The 21,147-nt window shown below is 60.1% G+C and carries 20 protein-coding genes; 15 read left to right on the top strand and 5 right to left on the bottom strand.

Annotated features, from left to right (window positions below):
- The first annotated feature begins 163 nt into the window (after positions 1-163).
- The 6 genes from phoB (at position 164) to proY (ending at position 7,711) form a co-directional block, all read left to right on the top strand.
- Positions 164-853 (top strand): phosphate response regulator transcription factor PhoB, encoded by a 690-nt coding sequence (gene phoB / locus JS46_RS15210; RefSeq protein ID WP_033752752.1) that lies wholly within the window; start codon positions 164-166, stop codon positions 851-853.
- A 14-nt stretch (positions 854-867) separates the two neighbouring features.
- Positions 868-2,181, top strand: a complete 1,314-nt coding sequence (gene phoR / locus JS46_RS15205; protein ID WP_033752751.1) for a phosphate regulon sensor histidine kinase PhoR — start codon at positions 868-870, stop codon at positions 2,179-2,181.
- A gap of 18 nt (positions 2,182-2,199) precedes the next feature.
- The gene (locus tag JS46_RS15200; RefSeq protein WP_033752750.1) at positions 2,200-3,135 is read left to right on the top strand and encodes a PstS family phosphate ABC transporter substrate-binding protein; all 936 of its coding nucleotides are present in this window, start codon (positions 2,200-2,202) and stop codon (positions 3,133-3,135) included.
- Between the two features lie 163 nt (positions 3,136-3,298).
- A complete protein-coding gene (locus tag JS46_RS15195; protein WP_033752749.1) occupies positions 3,299-4,402 on the top strand; it encodes a cobalamin-independent methionine synthase II family protein in 1,104 nt (367 codons plus the stop codon).
- Positions 4,403-4,803: 401 nt separating this feature from the next.
- Positions 4,804-6,123: a branched-chain amino acid transporter carrier protein BrnQ gene (brnQ, locus tag JS46_RS15190; protein ID WP_033752748.1), complete on the top strand. Its 1,320-nt coding sequence runs from the start codon at positions 4,804-4,806 to the stop codon at positions 6,121-6,123.
- A 238-nt stretch (positions 6,124-6,361) separates the two neighbouring features.
- The gene (gene proY / locus JS46_RS15185; RefSeq protein ID WP_033752747.1) at positions 6,362-7,711 is read left to right on the top strand and encodes a proline-specific permease ProY; all 1,350 of its coding nucleotides are present in this window, start codon (positions 6,362-6,364) and stop codon (positions 7,709-7,711) included.
- A 75-nt stretch (positions 7,712-7,786) separates the two neighbouring features.
- Here proY and JS46_RS15180 read toward each other — a convergent pair whose 3' ends face one another.
- From JS46_RS15180 to JS46_RS15170, 3 genes are all read right to left on the bottom strand, one after another.
- Positions 7,787-9,742, bottom strand: coding sequence for an acyltransferase family protein (locus JS46_RS15180; protein ID WP_033752746.1), 1,956 nt, complete (start codon positions 9,740-9,742; stop codon positions 7,787-7,789).
- 438 nt (positions 9,743-10,180) lie between these two features.
- Positions 10,181-10,996, bottom strand: coding sequence for an inositol monophosphatase family protein (locus JS46_RS15175; protein WP_033752745.1), 816 nt, complete (start codon positions 10,994-10,996; stop codon positions 10,181-10,183).
- A gap of 130 nt (positions 10,997-11,126) precedes the next feature.
- Positions 11,127-11,708 carry an ACP phosphodiesterase gene (locus tag JS46_RS15170; protein WP_033752744.1) on the bottom strand — a complete coding sequence of 194 codons (582 nt, stop codon included), beginning with the start codon at positions 11,706-11,708 and terminating at the stop codon, positions 11,127-11,129.
- 105 nt (positions 11,709-11,813) lie between these two features.
- Between JS46_RS15170 and queA the strand changes: the two genes are divergently transcribed.
- The 5 genes from queA (at position 11,814) to secF (ending at position 17,295) form a co-directional block, all read left to right on the top strand.
- Positions 11,814-12,884 (top strand): tRNA preQ1(34) S-adenosylmethionine ribosyltransferase-isomerase QueA, encoded by a 1,071-nt coding sequence (queA, locus tag JS46_RS15165; RefSeq protein WP_033752743.1) that lies wholly within the window; start codon positions 11,814-11,816, stop codon positions 12,882-12,884.
- 76 nt (positions 12,885-12,960) lie between these two features.
- Positions 12,961-14,085, top strand: coding sequence for a tRNA guanosine(34) transglycosylase Tgt (gene tgt, locus JS46_RS15160; protein WP_033752742.1), 1,125 nt, complete (start codon positions 12,961-12,963; stop codon positions 14,083-14,085).
- A gap of 25 nt (positions 14,086-14,110) precedes the next feature.
- Positions 14,111-14,443 (top strand): preprotein translocase subunit YajC, encoded by a 333-nt coding sequence (yajC, locus tag JS46_RS15155; RefSeq protein WP_033752741.1) that lies wholly within the window; start codon positions 14,111-14,113, stop codon positions 14,441-14,443.
- 25 nt (positions 14,444-14,468) lie between these two features.
- Positions 14,469-16,316, top strand: coding sequence for a protein translocase subunit SecD (gene secD / locus JS46_RS15150; RefSeq protein ID WP_072010447.1), 1,848 nt, complete (start codon positions 14,469-14,471; stop codon positions 16,314-16,316).
- Positions 16,317-16,326: 10 nt separating this feature from the next.
- The gene (secF, locus tag JS46_RS15145) at positions 16,327-17,295 is read left to right on the top strand and encodes a protein translocase subunit SecF (protein WP_033752739.1); all 969 of its coding nucleotides are present in this window, start codon (positions 16,327-16,329) and stop codon (positions 17,293-17,295) included.
- Between the two features lie 62 nt (positions 17,296-17,357).
- On the opposite strand, the gene JS46_RS15140 is transcribed toward secF, so the two are convergent.
- Positions 17,358-17,921: a DUF3251 domain-containing protein gene (locus tag JS46_RS15140; protein ID WP_033752738.1), complete on the bottom strand. Its 564-nt coding sequence runs from the start codon at positions 17,919-17,921 to the stop codon at positions 17,358-17,360.
- A gap of 17 nt (positions 17,922-17,938) precedes the next feature.
- Entirely contained in the window at positions 17,939-18,376 is a 438-nt protein-coding gene (lysM, locus tag JS46_RS15135) for a peptidoglycan-binding protein LysM (protein ID WP_033752737.1), read from the bottom strand.
- A 178-nt stretch (positions 18,377-18,554) separates the two neighbouring features.
- Between lysM and nrdR the strand changes: the two genes are divergently transcribed.
- From nrdR to nusB, 4 genes are all read left to right on the top strand, one after another.
- Positions 18,555-19,004 (top strand): transcriptional regulator NrdR, encoded by a 450-nt coding sequence (gene nrdR / locus JS46_RS15130; RefSeq protein ID WP_033752736.1) that lies wholly within the window; start codon positions 18,555-18,557, stop codon positions 19,002-19,004.
- A 2-nt stretch (positions 19,005-19,006) separates the two neighbouring features.
- Entirely contained in the window at positions 19,007-20,107 is a 1,101-nt protein-coding gene (gene ribD / locus JS46_RS15125) for a bifunctional diaminohydroxyphosphoribosylaminopyrimidine deaminase/5-amino-6-(5-phosphoribosylamino)uracil reductase RibD (RefSeq protein ID WP_187143621.1), read from the top strand.
- Between the two features lie 89 nt (positions 20,108-20,196).
- On the top strand, positions 20,197-20,667 hold the full coding sequence (gene ribE, locus JS46_RS15120; protein ID WP_033752735.1) for a 6,7-dimethyl-8-ribityllumazine synthase: 471 nt from the start codon (positions 20,197-20,199) through the stop codon (positions 20,665-20,667).
- A gap of 19 nt (positions 20,668-20,686) precedes the next feature.
- Positions 20,687-21,106: a transcription antitermination factor NusB gene (nusB, locus tag JS46_RS15115; protein WP_033752734.1), complete on the top strand. Its 420-nt coding sequence runs from the start codon at positions 20,687-20,689 to the stop codon at positions 21,104-21,106.
- Positions 21,107-21,147 lie beyond the last annotated feature (41 nt).

Raw genomic sequence — 21,147 nt, 5'->3', positions numbered from 1 at the left:
TTATACCGGCTATGGCGCAAAAGCGAAAAAAGCTGCGCCGGCTGTCATAAAGCAGTGTTAACGCGCTGATTAAGCGGCTATGTTTTTCATAAAAGTGTCATAAATCTGACGCATAATGGCGCCGCATATAACGGTGACAGCGGTCACATCAGCAGGAGTTGCAATGGCTAAGCGCATTTTGGTTGTGGAAGATGAAGCCCCTATCCGTGAAATGTTGTGCTTTGTTCTGGAGCAGAACGACTACCAGCCCATTGAGGCCGAGGATTATGACAGCGCGATAGGGAAACTGATTGAGCCCTGGCCAGATTTAATTCTGCTGGACTGGATGTTGCCGGGCGGCAGCGGTATTCAGTTTATTAAGCATCTCAAGCGCGAAGCCCTGACGCGCGATATTCCGGTGATGATGCTGACGGCGCGCGGCGAAGAGGAAGATCGCGTGCGCGGTCTGGAAGTGGGCGCGGATGACTACATCACCAAGCCTTTCTCGCCGAAAGAGCTGATGGCGCGCATCAAGGCGGTGATGCGCCGCATTTCGCCGATGGCGGTGGAAGAGGTGATCGAGATGCAGGGGCTGAGCCTGGACCCGTCGTCGCACCGCGTGATGTCGGAGTCGACGCCGCTGGAGATGGGCCCGACCGAATATAAGCTGCTGCACTTCTTTATGACCCATCCCGAGCGCGTCTACAGCCGCGAGCAGCTGCTGAACCACGTCTGGGGCACCAATGTCTATGTGGAAGATCGCACCGTCGACGTGCATATCCGCCGCTTACGTAAGGCGCTGGAAGTTTCCGGCCACGATCGCATGGTTCAAACCGTTCGCGGAACGGGGTATCGTTTCTCCGCCCGCTACTAAACGGAGTTTTTACCGTGCTGGAACGACTCTCCTGGAAGAGATTGCTCTCCGAGCTGGCGCTGGCCTGCCTGCCAGCGCTGATTATCGGTTTGATTTTCGGCTATCTCCCCTGGCTGCTGCTGATCAGCGTGCTGGGGATGCTGCTGTGGCACTTCTATAATCTGATGCGGCTGTCGCACTGGCTGTGGGTGGATCGCACCATGACGCCGCCCACCGGGCAGGCGAGCTGGGAGCCGCTGTTTTACGGCCTCTATCAGATGCAGCTGCGCAACCGGCGGCGGCGGCGCGAGCTGGGCAACCTGATCAAGCGCTTTCGCAGCGGCGCCGAGACGCTGCCCGACGCGGTGGTGCTCACCACGGAAGAGGGCGCCATTTTCTGGTGTAACGGTCTGGCGCAGCAGCATCTTGGCCTGCGCTGGCCGGAAGATAACGGCCAGAACATCCTCAACCTGCTGCGCTATCCGGAGTTCTCCCGCTATATTCGCCAGCGCGATTTCAACAAGCCGCTCACCTTGATTCTCAATAACCAGCACCACATGGAGTTTCGCATCATGCCCTACAGCGAAGGGCAATGGCTGATGGTGGCGCGCGACGTGACGCAGATGCACCAGCTGGAAGGGGCGCGGCGCAATTTCTTCGCCAACGTCAGCCATGAGCTGCGCACGCCGCTGACGGTGCTGCAGGGCTATCTGGAGATGATGAACGACTCGGTGATGAACGAGCGCTCGCGCGGCAAAGCGCTGCAGACCATGCAGGAGCAGACGCGCCGCATGGACAGCCTGGTGCGCCAGCTGCTGACGCTGTCGCGTATCGAGGCGGCGCCGGCCATCGACATGAAAGAGACGGTGGACGTGCCGATGATGCTGCATCTGCTGCAGCGCGAGGCGGAGACGCTGAGCGGCGGCCGCCACGAGATTCACTTTCACACCGATTCGCATCTCAAGGTGCTCGGCGACGACGATCAGCTACGCAGCGCCCTCTCTAACCTGGTCTATAACGCGGTGAACCATACGCCGGACGGCACGCGCATCGACATCAGCTGGCTGCGCAGCCGCCAGGGGGCGCAGTTCAAAGTCTGCGACAACGGGCCGGGCATTCCGGCGGAGCACCTGCCGCGCCTGACGGAGCGCTTCTATCGCGTAGATAAGGCGCGCTCGCGCGCCACCGGTGGCAGCGGACTGGGGCTGGCGATCGTCAAGCACGCCCTTAGCCACCATAATGCGCGGCTGGAGATCACCAGCATTCCCGATAAAGAGACCTGTTTTACCTTTACGCTGCCGTCAAGGTTGATCGTCAGCGCGGGATTGCAGGAGAATGCCGTCCATTAACCGTTAATGGAACCTCTCATGCGCGCCTTGCTGCTGTTGCTTTCTCTCTTTTCGCCTGCGCTGACGCTGGCGGCGGCGCCTCAGCCCGAAATGCTCACCGGCAACCTCAGCAGCGTCGGCTCAGACACGCTGGGAACGCTGATGATGCTGTGGAGCGAAGATTTCAGCGCGCGGGCGCCGGGCGTCAATCTACAGGTGCAGGCCTCCGGCTCTTCTACCGCGCCGACCGCGCTGGCGGCGGGCGCCGCGCAGCTCGGCCCGATGAGCCGCCCCATGCAGGCGGAAGAGCGGCAAACATTCCAGGCGCGCTATGGCTACGCGCCGCTCGCCGTGCCGGTGGCGCTCGACGCGCTGGTGGTAGTGGTCAATCAGCGCAATCCGCTGACGCAGATCGATGCGCGCCAGCTGGATGCCATCTTTTCCGTGACGCGCCTGTGCGGCGCGCCGCAGGTGCCGACGCGCTGGGGCGATATGGGCGTGCGACAGCCCGACTGGGCGCGGCGGCCGATTCAGCGTTACGGACGCAACTCCGCCTCGGGCACCTGGGGATTTTTCAAGCAGCAGGCGCTGTGCAACGGCGATTTTCGCGCCGACGTGGCGGAGTTTCCCGGATCGGCCGCCGTGGTGCAGGCGGTTGCCGCCAATCCGCGCAGCATCGGCTACGCCAGCTTCGGTTTTCATCTCAGCGGCGTGAAGATGCTTGCCGTGACGGACGCGCAGGGCGCGGCGGTAACGCCGGACGCCGACTCTATCCGCAGCGGCCGCTATCCCTGGGCGCGCCCGCTCTATATCTATGTCAATAAGCCGCCGGGCAAGCCGCTGCCGCCGCTGGTAAACGCCTTTCTCCATCAGGTGCTTTCGCCGCAGGGCCAGCGCCGCGTCAGCGAAGCGGGCTATCTTCCGCTGTCAGCAGCGCAGCGTGATCAGGCTCTGTCTGCGATAGAGGCGAAGTAACTACTAACGTGAATTTTTTTCATCTCCGCTGAAATTTCTTCTGTTGCAGATAAGGCGCGCACATGCCAATCTGTCCACAGACGTTTAGCCATCCAGATGGCTACATATAACTTAGCGAAATTATTCCCTGACGTGATTAACGTTCAGGGTGCCAGGAGTGAAGATGACCGCACAGACCGCCCCGTTCCGCGCCGATACCGTCGGCAGCTTCCTGCGTCCCGCCGCCATTAAAAACGCGCGCGAGCAGTATGCCGCCGGCCAGATTGATAAAACCGAGCTGACCCGCATCGAAGACGAAGCGATTCGCGACGTCGTCAGCAAGCAGATCGCCAACGGGCTGCAGGTGGTGACTGACGGCGAATTCCGCCGCGCCTGGTGGCACTTCGACTTTTTCGGCGGCCTGGAGGGCGTCGAGCTGTTCGAAGCGGAGCAGGGCATTCAGTTCAACGGCGTCCAGACCAAAGCGCACGGCGTGCGCGTGGTGGGCAAGCTGGGCTTCCGCGATCACCCGATGCTGGAGCATTTTCGCTTCCTGCAGAGCGTCGCGGGCGATGCGGTGCCGAAGATGACCATCCCCAGCCCGAGCGTGCTGCACTTCCGCGGCGGCCGCAAAGTGATTGACGAGAACGTCTATCCCGATCTGGCGGACTACTTCGACGACCTGGCCGACACCTATAAAACGGCGATCAAAGCCTTTTACGATGCGGGCTGCCGCTATCTGCAGCTGGACGATACCGTCTGGGCCTATCTCTGCTCGGAAGATCAGAAGCGTCAGATCCGCGAGCGCGGCGACGATCCCGAGCAGCTGGCGCACACCTATGCCCGCGTGCTCAATAAAGCGCTGGAGGGCAAGCCCGCCGATCTTACCGTTGGCCTGCACGTCTGCCGCGGCAACTTCCGCTCGACCTGGATCTCTGAAGGCGGCTATGAGCCGGTGGCGGAGATTCTGTTCGGCGGCGTGAACATCGACGCATTCTTCCTGGAGTACGATAACGAGCGCGCCGGCGGCTTCGAACCTCTGCGTTTTATCAAGCCTGGCCACCAGAAAGTGGTGCTGGGTCTGGTGACCACCAAAAACGGCGAGCTGGAAGATCCGGCGCAGGTGAAGGCGCGTCTGCAGGAGGCGGCGAAGTTCGTCAGCCTTGACCAGATCTGCCTCAGCCCGCAGTGCGGCTTCGCCTCGACAGAAGAGGGCAACAGCCTGAGCGAAGAGCAGCAGTGGGCGAAGATTCGCCTGGTGGTCGATATCGCCGGACAGGTGTGGTAATGCTGTAAACTTGTGCAAACAGGCGCGTAAAACGCGCCTTTTGTGCATCATGCCGCGCACTTACGCTGAAATTTCTTACGCGCTGCAGAAAAAATAAGCACATCATCTGATGCCCTGCAGAGATATATCCGAGATATTCACTGCTTTTACTCTGTTTTCCGTCATAACCTTCTGGTTTTCCGATCCTGTATTGCCTTTCTCCGCTATAAACGTTCTACTTACGGCCGTTGTCGTAGCATCCCACTTGTGAACAGAACAAAAGCAGCTTAATTCACCTGCGCGACACGATTAAGGCAAGCACAATGCGCTGGCATCGTGCGCTGAGTCGTTGTCAACGCGCGGTCTGGGGACAACATAAACCCAACTTCCACCGCAACACTCGTAACAGGCAATACAGTTGTATGACACATCGTTTAACCTCGAAGGATATCCTCGCGCTGGGCTTTATGACGTTTGCCCTGTTTGTTGGCGCGGGTAACATTATTTTCCCGCCGATGGTCGGTATTCAGTCTGGCGAACATGTCTGGACGGCCGCTATTGGCTTCTTGATCACCGCCGTCGGCCTGCCGGTAATGACCGTTATCGCGCTGGCGCGCGTCGGCGGCGGCGTCGACGCGCTCAGCTCCCCTATCGGCAAGGGCGCCGGACTGCTGCTGGCCACCGTCTGCTATCTGGCGGTCGGCCCGCTGTTTGCCACGCCGCGCACCGCGACCGTATCGTTCGAAATGGGCATCGCACCGCTGACCGGCGACGGCGCGCTGCCGCTGTTTGTCTACAGCTTTATCTATTTCGCGCTGGTGATTGGCGTTTCGCTCTATCCCGGCAAGCTGCTGGACACCGTGGGCCACTTCCTCGCGCCGCTGAAAATCGTCGCGCTGACGGTGCTCGGCGTCGCCGCGCTGATCTGGCCGGCGGGCACCATCGCGCCTGCCACTGAAGACTATCAGCGCGCCGCCTTCTCCAGCGGCTTCGTCAATGGCTATCTCACTATGGATACGCTTGGCGCGCTGGTGTTCGGTATCGTTATCGTCAACGCGGCGCGCTCGCGCGGCGTTGAGAGCGCCAGCCTGCTGACGCGCTATACCGTGATGGCGGGTCTGATCGCCGGCGTCGGCCTGACGCTGGTCTACCTCAGCCTGTTCAAGCTCGGCAACGGCAGCGGCGCGCTGGTGGCGCAGAGCGCGAACGGCGCGGCGATCCTGCATGCCTACGTGCAGCAGACCTTCGGCGGCATGGGCAGTTTCTTCCTGGCGGCGCTGATTTTCGTCGCCTGCATGGTGACGGCGGTCGGTCTGACCTGCGCCTGTGCGGAATTTTTTGCGCAATACCTGCCGTTGTCGTATAAAGCACTGGTCTTTATTCTGGGTCTGTTCTCAATGGTGGTGTCGAACCTCGGCCTGAGCCATCTGATTCAGATTTCGATTCCGGTGCTGACGGCGATCTATCCGCCGTGCATCGTGCTGATCGTGCTGAGTTTCACCCTGAACTGGTGGAACAAGAGCAGCCGTCTGATTGCGCCGACCATGCTGGTCAGCCTGATCTTCGGCGTTATCGACGGAGTGAAGACCACCAGCTTTAAAGATATGCTGCCGGCGTTCAGCCAGCAGCTGCCGCTGGCGGACCAGGGACTCGCCTGGCTGCCGCCCGCGCTGGTGATGCTGCTGATCGCGGCGATTGTGGATCGCGTTAAAGGACGCGAGCAGGTTACGGCGCACTCGTAACCGCCGCCGCTGTTTTCTCTGACCACGGGCTTGCCCGTGGTTAGTTTAGTGACAGAGTGCTGACGCGGGAGAAATGGCCCGATCGCAAAGACGCAACATGGCATCCATGCCAGCTCGGCCCGCACCATCCATGGCGCGGGACGCTTTGCTCTTCGGGCCATCTCACCCGCTTGCGGGCTTTGGCTGCAATGTAACCACGGGCTTGCCCGTGGTTTTTCTTTTACAGGTACAGGTTGTTATGCAAGAAACCAACAAGCTCAAACGCGGACTGAGCACGCGCCATATCCGTTTTATGGCGCTGGGATCGGCGATTGGCACCGGACTGTTTTACGGGTCGGCGGATGCCATCAAGATGGCGGGGCCGAGCGTGCTGCTCGCCTATATTATCGGCGGCGCGGTGGCCTATATCATTATGCGCGCGCTCGGCGAGATGTCGGTGAATAACCCGCAGGCCAGCTCCTTTTCGCGCTATGCGCAGGACTATCTCGGGCCGCTGGCGGGCTATATCACCGGCTGGACCTACTGCTTTGAGATCCTGATCGTCGCCATCGCCGACGTGACCGCCTTCGGCATCTATATGGGCGTCTGGTTTCCAGAGGTGCCGCACTGGATTTGGGTGCTGAGCGTGGTATTGATTATCGGCGCCGTTAACCTGATGAGCGTGAAGGTGTTCGGCGAAGTCGAATTCTGGTTCTCTTTCTTCAAGGTCGCCACCATTGTGGTGATGATCGTCGCCGGTTTCGCGATGATTTTCTGGGGCATCGGCAACGGCGGTCAGCCGACCGGCATTCATAACCTGTGGAGCAACGGCGGCTTCTTCGCCCACGGCATCGTCGGCATGCTGCTGTCGCTGCAGATGGTGATGTTCGCCTACGGCGGCATCGAAATTATCGGCATTACCGCCGGCGAGGCTAAAGATCCGGCGCAGTCGATTCCGCGCGCCATTAACTCGGTGCCGATGCGCATTCTGGTGTTTTACGTCGGCACGCTGTTCGTGATTATGTCGATCTATCCGTGGAATCAGGTCGGCACTAACGGCTCGCCTTTCGTGCTGACCTTCCAGCATCTCGGCATTGCGGCGGCCGCCTCTATCCTGAATTTCGTGGTGCTGACGGCGTCGCTGTCGGCGATCAACAGCGATGTGTTTGGCGTCGGACGTATGCTGCACGGTATGGCGCAGCAGGGCCACGCGCCGAAGATGTTTATGAAGGTTTCCGCGCGCGGTATTCCCTGGGTGACGGTGGTGGTGATGATGGCGGCGATGCTGATCGCGGTCTATCTCAACTATCTGATGCCGGAAAAAGTCTTCCTGGTTATCGCCTCGCTGGCGACCTTCGCCACCGTCTGGGTGTGGATTATGATCCTGCTGTCGCAGATCGCTTTCCGCCGCAAGATCGGCAAAGAGGCGGCGAGCAAGCTGCAGTTCGCGGTGCCTGGCGGCATCTGGACCTCGCTATTCGGCGTGCTGTTCCTGGGCTTTATTATCGCGCTGATCGGCTACTTCCCGGATACGCGTATTTCGCTCTATGTGGGACTGGTGTGGATCGTGCTGCTGCTGGCGGGCTATAAGCTGGTGCGTAAGTCATAAATCGTTATAAGACGAAAACGGCCCGCGCAAGAGATTGCGCGGGCCGTTTTGCTTTATGGCGCAGGGTCAAAGGCGCTACCAGCGACTGCCCAGCGCGATCTCCACGCCCTGCGGACTCAGATGGCTATCGTCGTAATAGAGCGGCAGCCCCTGCCAGGTCACCAGACAGCCGCTGCGGTTGCATAAATTTTCCTGTAACGAGACCACCCGCACGTCGCGCTGTTCGTAGCCGCGCAGCAGCCGCGTCACGTCCGCTTCCGGCAGCGAATAGAGCCGGGTGCGAGCGTTCTGCGTCGGCAGGGGTTTCCAGTCGCTCAGCCACTGGCTCAGCTCGCGGCGCAGCGGCATATTTCGGTTGTTGCTGTAGCGCAGGGGATCCAGCGACAGCAATGGCGCATCCTCGATCAATACCACTTTTTTGCCCGCCTGGCGCAGCTGGGCGATAACCCCGTCCATACCCTGTTTCAGCGCGCTGAGATTATCTCTGTCGGGATGATGAATGTCGCGGTAGCCTGCGCCGGGCAGCGTTTCGATTCCGGCCGCCCAGGAAGCGGCGATGACCACCTCGTCGATGCGCGGGCTGACCAGCGCTTTCATGACGGCGGCGTTGAACGCCGCGCACTGGCTGGCGTGCGCCGGCTGCTGATAGAGCGCCCGCGTGACGCCCGCCGCCAGCAGCGGGCAGGTGGTTTTCGTTAGCTGAAAGAGCGGCTTGTCCTGCGCCTCGGCGTAGCGCGCCACGGCGCTACGCATCGCCGCCGCATGGCTGTCGCCGACCAGCGCGATGCCGGGACGCGACCGCTTCGGCTGGCAGCGCGCGCTGGCTGAGGGCAGTCCGGCGCCGCTATCGACCAGGCAGGGATCGGCCTGAGCGTCGATTTTGTAGGCTTCGCTGCTGACCACCTTATCATTGACGCGCCAGGGAAGGCCGCCGCTGCTCCACAGGCCGACCATCGCAGCGGCGGCGACGCCTGAGATCAGACAATAGGTGGGGATAACCGCGCGCGGCGCTCTGGCCGGTCGGCGGAACGGCTGCTCAACGTAGCGCCACGACAGCCAGGCGACGCCTAGCGCTATCGCGCTGATGCTCAGCCCCTGATTGACGCTGACCGGACCGTCGCTACAGATGCGCGCCAGCGCCAGCAGCGGCCAGTGCCACAGATACCAGGAGTAAGAAATTTTGCCGATAAAGCGCATCGGCGCGTTTTCCAGCGCCAGGCGGCTAATTGCGCTGCGCGCCGCGATTAGCAGGCAGGCCGCCAGCACCGGCAGCAGCGCCTGGTCGCCGGGAAAACCCTCGCCGTTGTTGAGCCGGCGCGCGCAAAAGGCGATTAGCGCCAGTCCGGCCAGCGTGAAAAGGTTGGCCCACAGGCCGCCGATCGGCCGCGGTCTCCACAGCGCCAGCAGCACGCCCGCGCCCAGCTCCCAGCCGCGCGTCGGCAGCAGGTAGAAGGCCTGCGAGCTGTTTTGCGGCGTCAGCCAGATGCAGCCCGCCAGCGACAGCAGGCTCAGCAGCGCCACCACCGTGAATAATAAAGCGCGTTTTCTGGCGGCCAGCAGCATGATAATCGGCAGCACAAGATAGAACTGCTCTTCAATGCCGAGCGACCAGGTGATCAGCAGCGGATTTAAATCTGCCGGTGCGCTGAAATAATCCGCGCCTTTTAGCAGAATAATATTGGGCACCGAAAGAAAGACGCCAAAGCTGTATTTCGCCAGCTGGCTATATTCCAGCGGCGAAAGCAGGAAATAGCCGATAAACAGCAGGCCGAATAGCATGGTCAACAGCGCAGGTGCGATGCGGCGAATACGGCGCACGGCGAAGCGATAGAGCGAGAACTGGCCGGCAGCGTAGTCGCGGTAGAGCGCACCGCCGATAAGAAAGCCTGAAATAACAAAGAAGAGGTCGACGCCGACGTAGCCGCCGGGCAGGGCGCTGACGCCCGCGTGAAACAGAACAACCAGCAGGATCGCCACTGCGCGGAGGCCGTCGATATCCGCGCGATAATCCTGTGATGAGAGCGTTTTCATTATCGGATTCCCCGAGTATCGACAAAGGTATTTAACACCGCTGATGTCGTTGGCGCCGCCCATAAAGAAATCGGCGAATCCAGTCGCCGAATTAAGCAAAAGACAAAATAAAAAAATAATGATAAAGGGATGATTGACGCCTTTATTTTAAGTCAAAAAAGGGCAGAGAAATCATGTCGGCGCGAATATAGAAAAGTTCGCAGTGGCGCTGAAAAAACAGTGCAGCGGCGGTTAAGGATAAAAGGGCGATAGATTAGACAGGCTAAAGGCAGATAAGGAAGGGAAGGCGCAGACGCGGAGAGCATGGCCCGATGAACAAGCACGCCGCGCGTTGGCCCGTTACCGGGCCGATCGCGCAGGGGGACGATGGACTGTGCGATCGCGCCATGCTCTCTGCGCTATAGACGATTACGCCGACTGTCTAAAGGCGTGTCTGGCTCAGGTTTCCTTAATCGCGTCCGGGCCGAGCAGCGCGTTGATTTGCGCATAGATAGCCGGATTGGCCAGCAGCACCGGATTCCCGTTTTTCAGGCCGTCGTTGGCGAGATAGTCGTTGGTGACGCCGCCCGCTTCGCGCATCAGCACGATGCCCGGCAGGCTGTCCCAGGGATTCATATGCGCTTCGTAGTAGCCGATCAGACGGCCCGCCGCCGCCCAGGCGGTGGTGAGCGCGCCGGAGCCGATGCGAACAAACATGCCGCCTTCGGCAAGCAGGCCCTGAATGAATGCGGCGGTCTGTTCCGCCGGCGCGCGGCTGGAGTTGCTTAATCCCAGCACCCCCTCACTGAGATGCTGCGCGCCGTGCGCCTGCAGGCGCGTTTCGTTGACCCAGGCGCCGCGGCCCGCGCGGGCATGAAACAGCTCCTGATGGTTCGGATCGCAAATCACGCCGATCAGCGCTTCGCCGTCGCACAAGACGGCCAGCGAGACGCACCAGTTATGCAGTCCGTTGAGGAAGCAGGCGGTGCCGTCGATGGGGTCCACTACCCACACCCAGTGCGCGCCCTCGATCTCTCCGCCGCTCTCTTCCCCCAGCACCGCATCGTCCGGGAAGCGTTCGGCAATCAGGGTTTTAATCAGCTCTTCGACGTTGCGGTCCGCCTCGCTGACCACATCCTGTAAATCCCGCTTGTGTTCCACCACCAGCTGCTGGCGCTGCTGATACCAGGCATAGGCGCGGCTGGCCGCCGCGCGGGCGATTTCACAGGCATAGTGGTAACGCGCGTCTGTTTCGGTTTGCGAAGCGGATGACATCCTTTCCCTCTTATGATTTGTCACGCGGCTGAATCGATCATTCGCCGGAAATAGCGGGCAGGGTGCACGCTATTGTTAAGCAGGGTTACATTAAGCCGCAAATGCAGAGGGCTGGCAAGTCGGGAAAAGATTAGAGCGTCTTGCTGCGCGCCAGCGCCATCAGGCGCGGGTAGAAGCGGAAAAAAAGCGTTTCCAGCTGATCGTAGTGGTCGGTGAAATCCTGATAGGAGTCGCGCAGCGCGGCGAGACGCGGCCGCCGCTGGGCCATGCCGCTAAGCACGCGCGCCATGCGCGCCGGATCGGCGTAGTGTTCGAACCAGCGTTCGCGCCACATCACCGCGTTGAGCGCCTGAAAACTCTCCGGCGTGCCCGCCATCTGCGGCACCACGCGCTGTTCAGCAAAGCGCGAGAACGCCGCCAGCGTCACCTCAGGATGGATGGTTGCCCAGTGGCGGGCGAGAAAGTGATCCCACACCACGTCCAGCGTAATGGGCGCGACGCGGCGCGTTTCCGGTCGAAACAGCGGGCGGGCCTCCTGCACTTCCGGCAGGGCGTCGGTCATCGCATCGAGCCGGCGGTGCATCAAAATGCCGTCGGCCACCGGCGTCGGCCACTGTTCGTGCGGGTTTCCGCGCACGAAATCCGCCAGCAGGTTGCCGAGCAGCGAGCTTTCGGCGAGATGAGCAAGGTGAAGATGGGCAAGAAAGTTCATGCCGCATTATAGCCAGAAGTGCGAACGTGCAGCCAGTTGTTCAGAATTGGCCGCTTTTCCGCTAAACTGTGCCGCCTGTTTTTATGCCTGAGTAAGAAGTTAGCCATGCGTGTCGCCGATTTTACTTTTGAGTTGCCTGAATCTCTTATCGCCCACTATCCGCAGGCGCAGCGCAGCGGTTGTCGCCTGCTGTCGCTGGACGGTCCGAGCGGGCAGCTGACGCACGGGGTCTTTACCGACGTGCTGGAGAAGCTGAATCCCGGCGATCTGCTGGTGTTCAATAATACGCGGGTGATCCCGGCGCGCGTTTACGGCCGGAAGGCGAGCGGCGGCAAAATCGAAATGCTGGTGGAGCGCATGCTGGACGAGAAGCGCGTGCTGGCGCACGTGCGCGCCTCTAAAGCGCCGAAGCCTGGCGCAGAGCTGCTGCTGGGCGACGACGAGAGCGTGAAGGCGACGATGGTGGCGCGTCACGACGCCCTGTTCGAGATTGCGTTCGAAGACGACCGCGCGGTGCTGGATATTCTCAACAGCGTCGGCCATATGCCGCTGCCGCCCTATATCGATCGTCCCGACGAAGAGGCGGATCGCGAGCTGTATCAGACCGTCTATAGCGCGCGTCCCGGCGCCGTGGCAGCGCCGACCGCCGGACTGCATTTCGACGAGCCGCTGCTGGCCGCGCTGCGTGAGAAGGGCGTCGAGATGGCGTTCGTGACGCTGCACGTCGGCGCGGGCACCTTTCAGCCGGTGCGCGTCGACAGTATCGAAGAGCATGTCATGCACTCCGAATATGCCGAAGTGCCGCAGGAGGTAGTCGACGCGGTGCTGGCGTGCAAAGCGCGCGGCAATAAAGTGGTCGCCGTCGGCACCACCTCGGTGCGCTCGCTGGAGAGCGCGGCGCAGACAAGCCAGCAAGCGCTGATTGCGCCCTTCTTCGACGACACCCAGATCTTTATCTATCCCGGCTACCAGTATCAGGTGATCGACGCGCTGATCACCAATTTCCACCTGCCGGAATCGACCCTGATTATGCTGGTGTCGGCCTTTGCCGGCTATCAGCACACCATGGCGGCCTATCAGGCCGCTGTGGCTGAACAATATCGCTTTTTCAGCTATGGCGACGCGATGTTCATTACGAAAAATCCGCAGGCACCGCACGAGAAAGTCGGCGCCTGATGACGTCCGGTTTACGGCGGCGCCGTAAACTGCTTGTTTAACCATCGCATCAGACTGTTTCTCTGATGGAGGCTTTGTGAAGTTTGAACTCGACACTACCGACGGGCGCGCGCGCCGTGGCCGTCTGATTTTCGATCGCGGCGTGGTGGAAACCCCGGCGTTTATGCCGGTAGGCACCTACGGCACGGTTAAGGGCATGACGCCGGAAGAGGTTCAGGAAACCGGCGCGCAGATTATCCTCGGCAACACCTTCCATCTCTGGCTGCGTCCTGGCCAGGAGATCATGAAGCTGCACGGCGATCTGCATGATTTTATGCAGTGGAAAGGGCCGATTCTCACCGATTCCGGCGGTTTCCAGGTGTTCAGCCTCGGCGATATCCGCAAGATCACCGAAGCGGGCGTTCACTTCCGCAACCCGATCAACGGCGATCCGATCTTCCTCGATCCGGAAAAATCGATGGAGATCCAGTTCGATCTGGGATCGGACATCGTGATGATCTTCGACGAATGTACGCCATACCCGGCGGACTGGGACTACGCGAAGCGCTCGATGGAGATGTCGCTGCGCTGGGCGCGACGCAGTCGCGATCGCTTCGACAGCCTGGGCAACAAGAACGCGCTGTTCGGCATTATCCAGGGCTCTGTTTACGAAGATTTACGTGATGTCTCGGTCAAAGGTCTGGTAGAGATTGGCTTTGATGGGTACGCTGTGGGCGGCCTGGCGGTGGGTGAGCCGAAAGAGGACATGCATCGCATCCTGGAGCACGTTTGTCCGCAGATCCCGCAGGATAAACCTCGTTACCTGATGGGCGTCGGCAAGCCGGAAGATCTGGTGGAAGGCGTACGTCGCGGCATTGATATGTTCGACTGCGTGATGCCGACGCGCAACGCGCGCAACGGTCATCTGTTCGTCACCGACGGCGTGGTGAAAATCCGTAACGCGAAGCATAAAGACGACACCTCGCCGCTGGATGCGGAGTGTGATTGCTACACCTGTCGCAATTACAGCCGCGCCTACTTGCATCATCTTGATCGCTGTAACGAAATACTCGGCGCGCGCCTGAATACCATTCATAACCTGCGCTACTACCAGCGCCTGATGGCGGGTTTACGCCAGGCTATCGAAGAGGGTAAATTGGAGCGCTTTGTTAGCGAGTTCTACCAACGGACGGGCAAAGCGGTTCCGCCGTTAAACGTCTGATAATTCTATCAATGAGGGAAATTAAATGAGCTTTTTCATTTCTGACGCCGTGGCTGCCGCAGGTGCACCGTCGCAGGGAAGTCCGTATTCTCTGGTGATCATGCTGGTGGTGTTTGGCCTGATTTTTTACTTCATGATCCTGCGTCCGCAGCAGAAGCGTGCGAAAGAGCACAAAAAGCTGATGGATTCCATCGCTAAAGGCGACGAAGTGCTGACCAGCGGTGGCCTGGTAGGCCGCGTGACGAAAGTTTCCGACACGGGCTATGTTTCTATCGCCCTGAACGAGACGAACGAAGTAGTTATCAAACGTGATTTCGTGGCTGCCGTCCTGCCGAAAGGTACGATGAAGGCGCTCTAATATTTACTTCCCTAAGGGAACTGCCGTGTTAAATCGTTATCCTTTGTGGAAGTACGTGATGCTGGTCGTCGTCATTCTTGTCGGCCTGCTCTATGCGCTTCCCAACCTGTATGGTGAGGATCCGGCCGTTCAGATCACTGGCGCGCGCGGCGGCGCCGCCAGTGAGCAAACGTTGGATCAGATTCAGAACCTGTTAAAACAAGAGAATATCCAGAGCAAATCCCTCGCGCTGGAAAACGGCGCCATTCTGGCGCGCTTCGCCAACACGGATGTGCAGCTGCGCGCCCGTGAAGCGATTGTGAATAAGCTTGGCGAGAACTACGTCGTCGCGCTCAACCTTGCGCCGGCTACCCCGCGCTGGCTAAGCATGCTGGCGGCTGAGCCGATGAAGCTCGGTCTGGATCTGCGCGGCGGCGTGCACTTCCTGATGGAAGTGGATATGGACACCGCGCTGGGCAAACTGCAGGAGCAGAATGCCGACAGCCTGCGCAGCGACCTGCGCGAAAAGAATATCCCCTATACCAACGTCAATAAAATCGCCAACTACGGCGTGGAAATCCGTTTCCGCGACGGCGACAGCCGCGATGCCGCGATTAACTGGCTGAGCGCGCGCCATCGCGACATGGTGATCTCCTCCAGCGGCAGCGACGCGCTGCGCGCGGTGATGAGCGACGCACGTCTCAGCGAAGCGCGCGAATACGCCGTTCAGCAGAACATCACTATTCTGCGTAACCGCGTTAACCAGCTCGGCGTCGCCGAACCGCTGGTGCAGCGTCAGGGCACCGATCGCATCGTGGTTGAGCTGCCGGGCATTCAGGATACCGCGCGCGCCAAAGAGATCCTCGGCGCTACCGCAACCCTGGAGTTCCGTCTGGTGAACACCACCGCCGATCCGACCGCCGCCGCCAACGGCCGCGTGCCGGGCGACTCGGAAGTGAAGCAGACGCGCGAAGGTCAGCCGGTTGTGCTCTACAAGCGCGTGATCCTGACCGGTGACCATATCACCGACTCAACCTCCAGCATGGACGAGTACAACCAGCCGCAGGTCAATATCTCCCTGGACGGCGCGGGCGGCAATATCATGTCTAACTTCACCAAGGACAACATCGGTAAGCCGATGGCGACCCTGTTCGTGGAGTACAAAGACAGCGGTAAGAAAGACGCCAACGGTCGCGCGGTGCTGGTGAAACAGGAAGAGGTGATTAACGTCGCCAATATCCAGTCTCGTCTCGGCAACAGCTTCCGCATCACCGGCATCAACAACCCGAACGAAGCGCGTCAGCTCTCGCTGCTGCTGCGTGCGGGCGCGCTGATTGCGCCGATTCAGATCGTGGAAGAGCGCACTATCGGCCCGACCATGGGCGCGCAGAATATCACGCAGGGGCTTGAAGCCTGCCTGTGGGGCCTGATCGCTTCGATTCTGTTTATGGTGGTGTTCTATAAGAAGTTCGGCCTGATCGCCACCAGCGCGCTGCTGTGCAACCTGGTGCTGATTGTCGGCATCATGTCGCTGCTGCCGGGCGCCACACTCACCATGCCGGGTATCGCCGGTATCGTGCTGACGCTGGCGGTAGCGGTGGATGCGAACGTACTGATTAACGAGCGTATTAAGGAAGAGCTGAGAAACGGCCGTTCCGTGCAGCAGGCGATTCATGAAGGCTACAAAGGCGCCTTCTCCAGTATCGTCGATGCTAACGTAACCACGCTGATCAAGGTCATCATCCTGTATGCCGTTGGTACAGGTTCAATTAAAGGCTTTGCGATTACCACCGCTATTGGTATCGCCACCTCGATGTTTACCGCGATCGTTGGAACGCGCGCCATCGTGAACCTAGTGTACGGCGGCAAGCGCATCAACAAGCTGTCTATCTGAGGAGTGCGTTGTGGCACAGGAATACAATATTGAACAGCTGAACCACGGGCGTAAAGTCGTCGACTTTATGCGCTGGGACACGCTGGCGTTTATTATCTCCGGCCTGCTGATCGTGGCGTCTATCGCCATGGTCTCAGTGCGCGGTTTCAACTGGGGTCTTGATTTTACCGGCGGTACGGTGATCGAGATCGCGCTGGAGAAACCCGCAGAGCTGGATACGCTGCGTGACGGGCTGGAAAAGGCCGGTTATGCCGATCCTATCGTGCAGAACTTCGGCAGCAGCCGCGACGTGATGGTGCGCATGGCGCCCATGGACGGACCGGCCGGCCAGGAGCTGGGCAACAAGATTATCACTATCATCAATCAGACCACCCAGCAGAACGCGACGGTGAAGCGCATTGAGTTCGTCGGCCCGAGCGTGGGCAACGACCTGGCGCAGGCGGGCGCGATGGCGCTGCTGGCGGCGCTGATTGCGATTCTGATCTATATCGGCTTTCGCTTTGAGTGGCGTCTGGCGCTCGGCACCGTGCTGGCGCTGGCGCACGACGTGATCATTACCTGCGGCATTCTGTCGCTGGCGCACATCGAGATCGATCTGACCATCGTCGCCTCGCTGATGTCGGTGATCGGCTACTCGCTAAACGATAAAATCGTGGTATCCGACCGTATTCGTGAGAACTTCCGTAAGATCCGCCGCGGCTCTTCTTACGATATCACCAACGTGTCGCTGACCCAGACGTTGAGCCGTACCTTGATCACCTCGCTCACCACGCTGGCGATGATCCTGATTCTGTTCATCTTTGGCGGCGCGTTGCTGAAAGGCTTCTCGCTGACCATGCTGATCGGCGTCACCATCGGTACCATTTCGTCGATTTATGTCTCTTCCGCGCTGGCGCTGAAGCTGGGCATGAAGCGCGAACATATGCTGGTGCAGAAGGTGGAGAAAGAGGGCGCGGACCAGCCTTCAATTCTGCCGTAACGCGCGAGCGTAATAAAAAAACGGGCTGCCATCTGGCAGCCCGTTTTGTTTGGGCGCTTCTTTTACTGCGCGACGGGCGCGGCAGGCGCGTCGCCTACAACGTCATGCACGCGCACGAAACCGAGCTGGTCAGGCGTCAGGCCGCTCAGACGCAGCGGCACGATGACCGAGGCGCGCGGCAGCAGCACGGCTGGCACCTCGATCTCCTGGCTCAGGCTGGTGGCGTCAAGCGGCTTGCCGGTCGCCGGATCGCGCTCGCCCCATACCACGCGCGCGCGCAGCGCCGGAACGGGCTGACTGTCGGTGGCGCTGATGGTCAGGTTAGCGCGCGCGCCGTTGGCTTCCGCCGCTACGCGCGTCAGCGAGAGACGCAGCTTGCCGAGCTGGGTTTGCAGCTCGACCGGCGTGTTAGCCTGCGGCACCAGCCAGGCGCCCTGCGTCGAGTTGCTGTTAAGCTGCCCCTGGATTTCGATGGCGCTCGCCTGCGTGGTCAGGTGGCGCATCTGCTGATTCAGCTGGCTCACTTCCTGATGCAGCTGATTCACTTTGGGGCTGACGGGCGTCGAGCTACAGCCGCTTAACAGCGCCATCGCACACGCCAGCGGCGCCCAAACCGTCCTGATCATAAACTCTTCCTTGTCCGTTATTTAGGAATACGTAATACCTGGCCCGGATAGATTTTGTCAGGATGGGTCAGCATCGGCTTGTTGGCTTCGAAAATCTTATTGTATTCGTTAGGGTTGCCGTAAACCGCTTTCGAAATGGCGCTCAGCGTGTCGCCTTTTTTCACGGTGTAGAATTCCGCTTCCGGCGCGCCGTCGGCTGTTTTGACCTGGTCGTCGACTTTGGTGATGCCTGCAACGTTGCCGGCCGCCACCAAAATTTTCTCTTTCAGCTCCTGAGAAATGCCATCGCCGCTCACCGTTACGGTGTCGCCGTTGACCGCTACGTTTACTTTGTCGCTGTCAGGTAGGCCCAGCTTGTCGATGTGCTCTTTCAGCTTTTTGCTGGCATCATCATGGCCGGATACCGCGTCCCACAGTTTTTCGCCTGCCTCTTTCACAAAGTTAAACAAACCCATATATATCCTCCAGATTGTCATGGTGTAGGCCGTCTTTCTGACGACATCAGTAAGCATAGACACTTTCTCGCGACGTCTCCTGCCGAATGGCAAAAGAGGAAAGGCACGCTAATACATTTTGTTGACATGCCATTCGCGCTACACTGTGTGGCCCATTTGTTTAGCGTCAGGAAAGGTCATGCACTGCCCATTTTGCTCTGCTGTGGACACTAAAGTCATTGATTCACGTCTGGTTAGTGAAGGTTCGTCCGTGCGCCGGCGCCGGCAGTGTCTGATGTGCCATGAGCGCTTCACCACCTTTGAAGTGGCGGAGCTGGTGATGCCGCGGGTGGTGAAAAGCAATGACGTGCGCGAGCCCTTTAATGAAGACAAGCTCAGCAGCGGCATGATGAAGGCGCTGGAGAAGCGCCCGGTCAGCGCCGATGCGGTGGAAAGCGCGGTAAACCATATCAAAACCCAGCTGCGCGCCACCGGCGAGCGAGAGATTCCCAGCAAGCTGATCGGCAATCTGGTGATGGACGAGCTGAAAAAGCTCGATAAGGTCGCCTATATTCGTTTCGCCTCGGTTTACCGCAGCTTTGAAGATATTCGCGATTTCGGTGCGGAGATCGCCAGGTTACAGGATTGATTATGGATGAACGCTATATGGCGCGCGCGCTGGAGCTGGCGCGGCGCGGACGCTTTACCACCACGCCCAATCCTAACGTGGGCTGCGTTATCGTACGCGACGGCGAGATCGTCGGCGAAGGCTGGCATCAGCGCGCCGGCGAGCCGCACGCCGAGGTGCACGCGCTGCGCATGGCGGGGGACAGGGCGCGCGGTGCCACCGCCTACGTCACGCTCGAACCGTGCAGCCATCACGGCCGCACGCCGCCGTGCTGCGACGCGCTGATCGCCGCCGGCGTCAGCCGCGTGGTCGCGGCGATGCAGGATCCTAATCCGCAGGTTGCCGGACGCGGACTTTACCGCCTGCAGCAGGCGGGCGTCGCGGTCAGCCACGGGCTGATGATGGCGGAAGCGGAAGCGCTCAATCGCGGCTTTCTGAAGCGCATGCGCACCGGATTTCCGTTTGTTCAGCTCAAGCTCGGCGCCTCGCTGGATGGCCGCACTGCCATGGCGAGCGGCGAAAGCCAGTGGATTACCTCGGCCGCCGCGCGTCGCGACGTGCAGCGTCTGCGGGCGCAGAGCTCCGCGATCCTCAGCAGCAGCGCCACCGTGCTGGCGGACGATCCTTCGCTGACGGTGCGCTGGGCAGAGCTCGATAGCGCGTCGCAGTCGCTGCTGAACGAAGCAGAGCTACGGCAGCCGCTGCGCGTCATTGTCGACAGCCGCAATCGGGTGACGCCGCAGCACAAACTGATTGCCCAGCCGGGCGAAACCTGGCTGATGCGCGCCGCGCCGGACCAGCAGGTCTGGCCGGAGAGCGTGACGCAGATCGCCGTGCCGCCGCGCGGCGAGCAGCTCGACCTGGTGGCGCTGATGATGCTGCTGGGCAAACAGCAGGTGAACAGCTTGTGGGTCGAAGCGGGCGCGTCGCTGGCCGGCGCGCTGCTGCAGACGGGCGTGGTGGATGAGCTGATCGTCTATATGGCGCCGAAGCTGCTCGGCGATGCCGCGCGCGGCCTGTGCCAGCTGCCCGGCCTAGCGCAACTGGCCGATGCGCCGGCCTTTTCATTTAGCGACGTGCGCCAGGTCGGTCCCGATCTGCGCCTGACGCTGACGCCGCGCTGAGCGCGGCGGAAAAGCGAGAGCACGCCGCCAAAGAGTGTGATAGAATCCGCCCCCCTGCGGGGCCATAACAAAACCCTGAAAGGATAAGTATGAAAGTTATCGAAGCTGCTGTTGCCACGCCTGAGGCCAATGTCGCCATCGTTATCGCGCGTTTTAACAACTTCATCAACGACAGCCTGCTGCACGGCGCGATCGATGCCCTGAAGCGTATCGGTCAGGTGAAAGATGAAAACATCACCGTCGTCTGGGTTCCAGGCGCATACGAACTGCCGCTGGCAGCCCGCGCGCTGGCGAACAGCGGTAAGCACGACGCCATCGTGGCGCTGGGCACCGTGATTCGCGGCGGCACCGCCCACTTTGAATATGTCGCCGGCGAAGCCAGCTCCGGCATCGCTAACGTCGCGATGACCAGCGAAATCCCGGTGACTTTCGGCGTGTTGACCACGGAAAATATCGAGCAGGCTATTGAGCGTGCCGGTACCAAAGCGGGTAACAAAGGCGCCGAAGCGGCCCTGACCGCACTCGAAATGATTAACGTATTGAAAGCCATCAAAGCCTGATTTTTGTAAGGGGAATTTTGTGAAACCTGCTGCTCGTCGCCGCGCCCGCGAGTGCGCTGTCCAGGCGCTCTACTCCTGGCAGTTGTCTAAAAACGACATTGCCGATGTGGAATACCAGTTTCTGGCGGAACAGGACGTCAAAGACGTCGACATTACCTATTTCCGCGAACTGCTGTCCGGTGTGGCGACCAACAGCGCGTATCTGGATGGGCTGATGAAACCTTACCTGTCGCGCCAGCTTGAAGAGCTGGGCCAGGTAGAAAAAGCAATCCTGCGTATTTCGCTGTATGAACTGAGCAAGCGCGCTGATGTGCCCTACAAAGTGGCGATCAACGAAGGTATCGAGCTGGCGAAAGTATTTGGCGCCGAAGATAGCCATAAGTTCGTCAATGGTGTGCTGGATAAAGCCGCTCCACAAATCAGACCCAATCGCAAATAAAGAAAAGGCCAGCTTGCTGGCCTTTTTTCATCAGTAAGCGG

Source organism: Pantoea sp. NGS-ED-1003 (genome assembly GCF_000738765.1).
In the GTDB taxonomy this organism is placed as follows: domain Bacteria; phylum Pseudomonadota; class Gammaproteobacteria; order Enterobacterales; family Enterobacteriaceae; genus Pantoea; species Pantoea septica.
The sequence above is the reverse complement of the archived record's forward strand: the minus strand, read 5'-3'. Positions and strand labels throughout refer to the sequence as shown.

What these genes read in the sequence shown, in the direction of transcription:
- phoB (WP_033752752.1), top strand. Translation starts at nt 164, where the DNA reads ATGGCTAAGCGCATTTTGGTTGTGGAAGATGAAGCCCCTATCCGTGAA.
- JS46_RS15200 (WP_033752750.1), top strand. Translation starts at nt 2,200, where the DNA reads ATGCGCGCCTTGCTGCTGTTGCTTTCTCTCTTTTCGCCTGCGCTGACG.
- JS46_RS15195 (WP_033752749.1), top strand. Translation starts at nt 3,299, where the DNA reads ATGACCGCACAGACCGCCCCGTTCCGCGCCGATACCGTCGGCAGCTTC.
- brnQ (WP_033752748.1), top strand. Translation starts at nt 4,804, where the DNA reads ATGACACATCGTTTAACCTCGAAGGATATCCTCGCGCTGGGCTTTATG.
- proY (WP_033752747.1), top strand. Translation starts at nt 6,362, where the DNA reads ATGCAAGAAACCAACAAGCTCAAACGCGGACTGAGCACGCGCCATATC.
- JS46_RS15180 (WP_033752746.1), bottom strand. Translation starts at nt 9,742, where the DNA reads ATGAAAACGCTCTCATCACAGGATTATCGCGCGGATATCGACGGCCTC.
- JS46_RS15175 (WP_033752745.1), bottom strand. Translation starts at nt 10,996, where the DNA reads ATGTCATCCGCTTCGCAAACCGAAACAGACGCGCGTTACCACTATGCC.
- JS46_RS15170 (WP_033752744.1), bottom strand. Translation starts at nt 11,708, where the DNA reads ATGAACTTTCTTGCCCATCTTCACCTTGCTCATCTCGCCGAAAGCTCG.
- queA (WP_033752743.1), top strand. Translation starts at nt 11,814, where the DNA reads ATGCGTGTCGCCGATTTTACTTTTGAGTTGCCTGAATCTCTTATCGCC.
- yajC (WP_033752741.1), top strand. Translation starts at nt 14,111, where the DNA reads ATGAGCTTTTTCATTTCTGACGCCGTGGCTGCCGCAGGTGCACCGTCG.
- JS46_RS15140 (WP_033752738.1), bottom strand. Translation starts at nt 17,921, where the DNA reads ATGATCAGGACGGTTTGGGCGCCGCTGGCGTGTGCGATGGCGCTGTTA.
- lysM (WP_033752737.1), bottom strand. Translation starts at nt 18,376, where the DNA reads ATGGGTTTGTTTAACTTTGTGAAAGAGGCAGGCGAAAAACTGTGGGAC.
- nrdR (WP_033752736.1), top strand. Translation starts at nt 18,555, where the DNA reads ATGCACTGCCCATTTTGCTCTGCTGTGGACACTAAAGTCATTGATTCA.
- ribD (WP_187143621.1), top strand. Translation starts at nt 19,007, where the DNA reads ATGGATGAACGCTATATGGCGCGCGCGCTGGAGCTGGCGCGGCGCGGA.
- ribE (WP_033752735.1), top strand. Translation starts at nt 20,197, where the DNA reads ATGAAAGTTATCGAAGCTGCTGTTGCCACGCCTGAGGCCAATGTCGCC.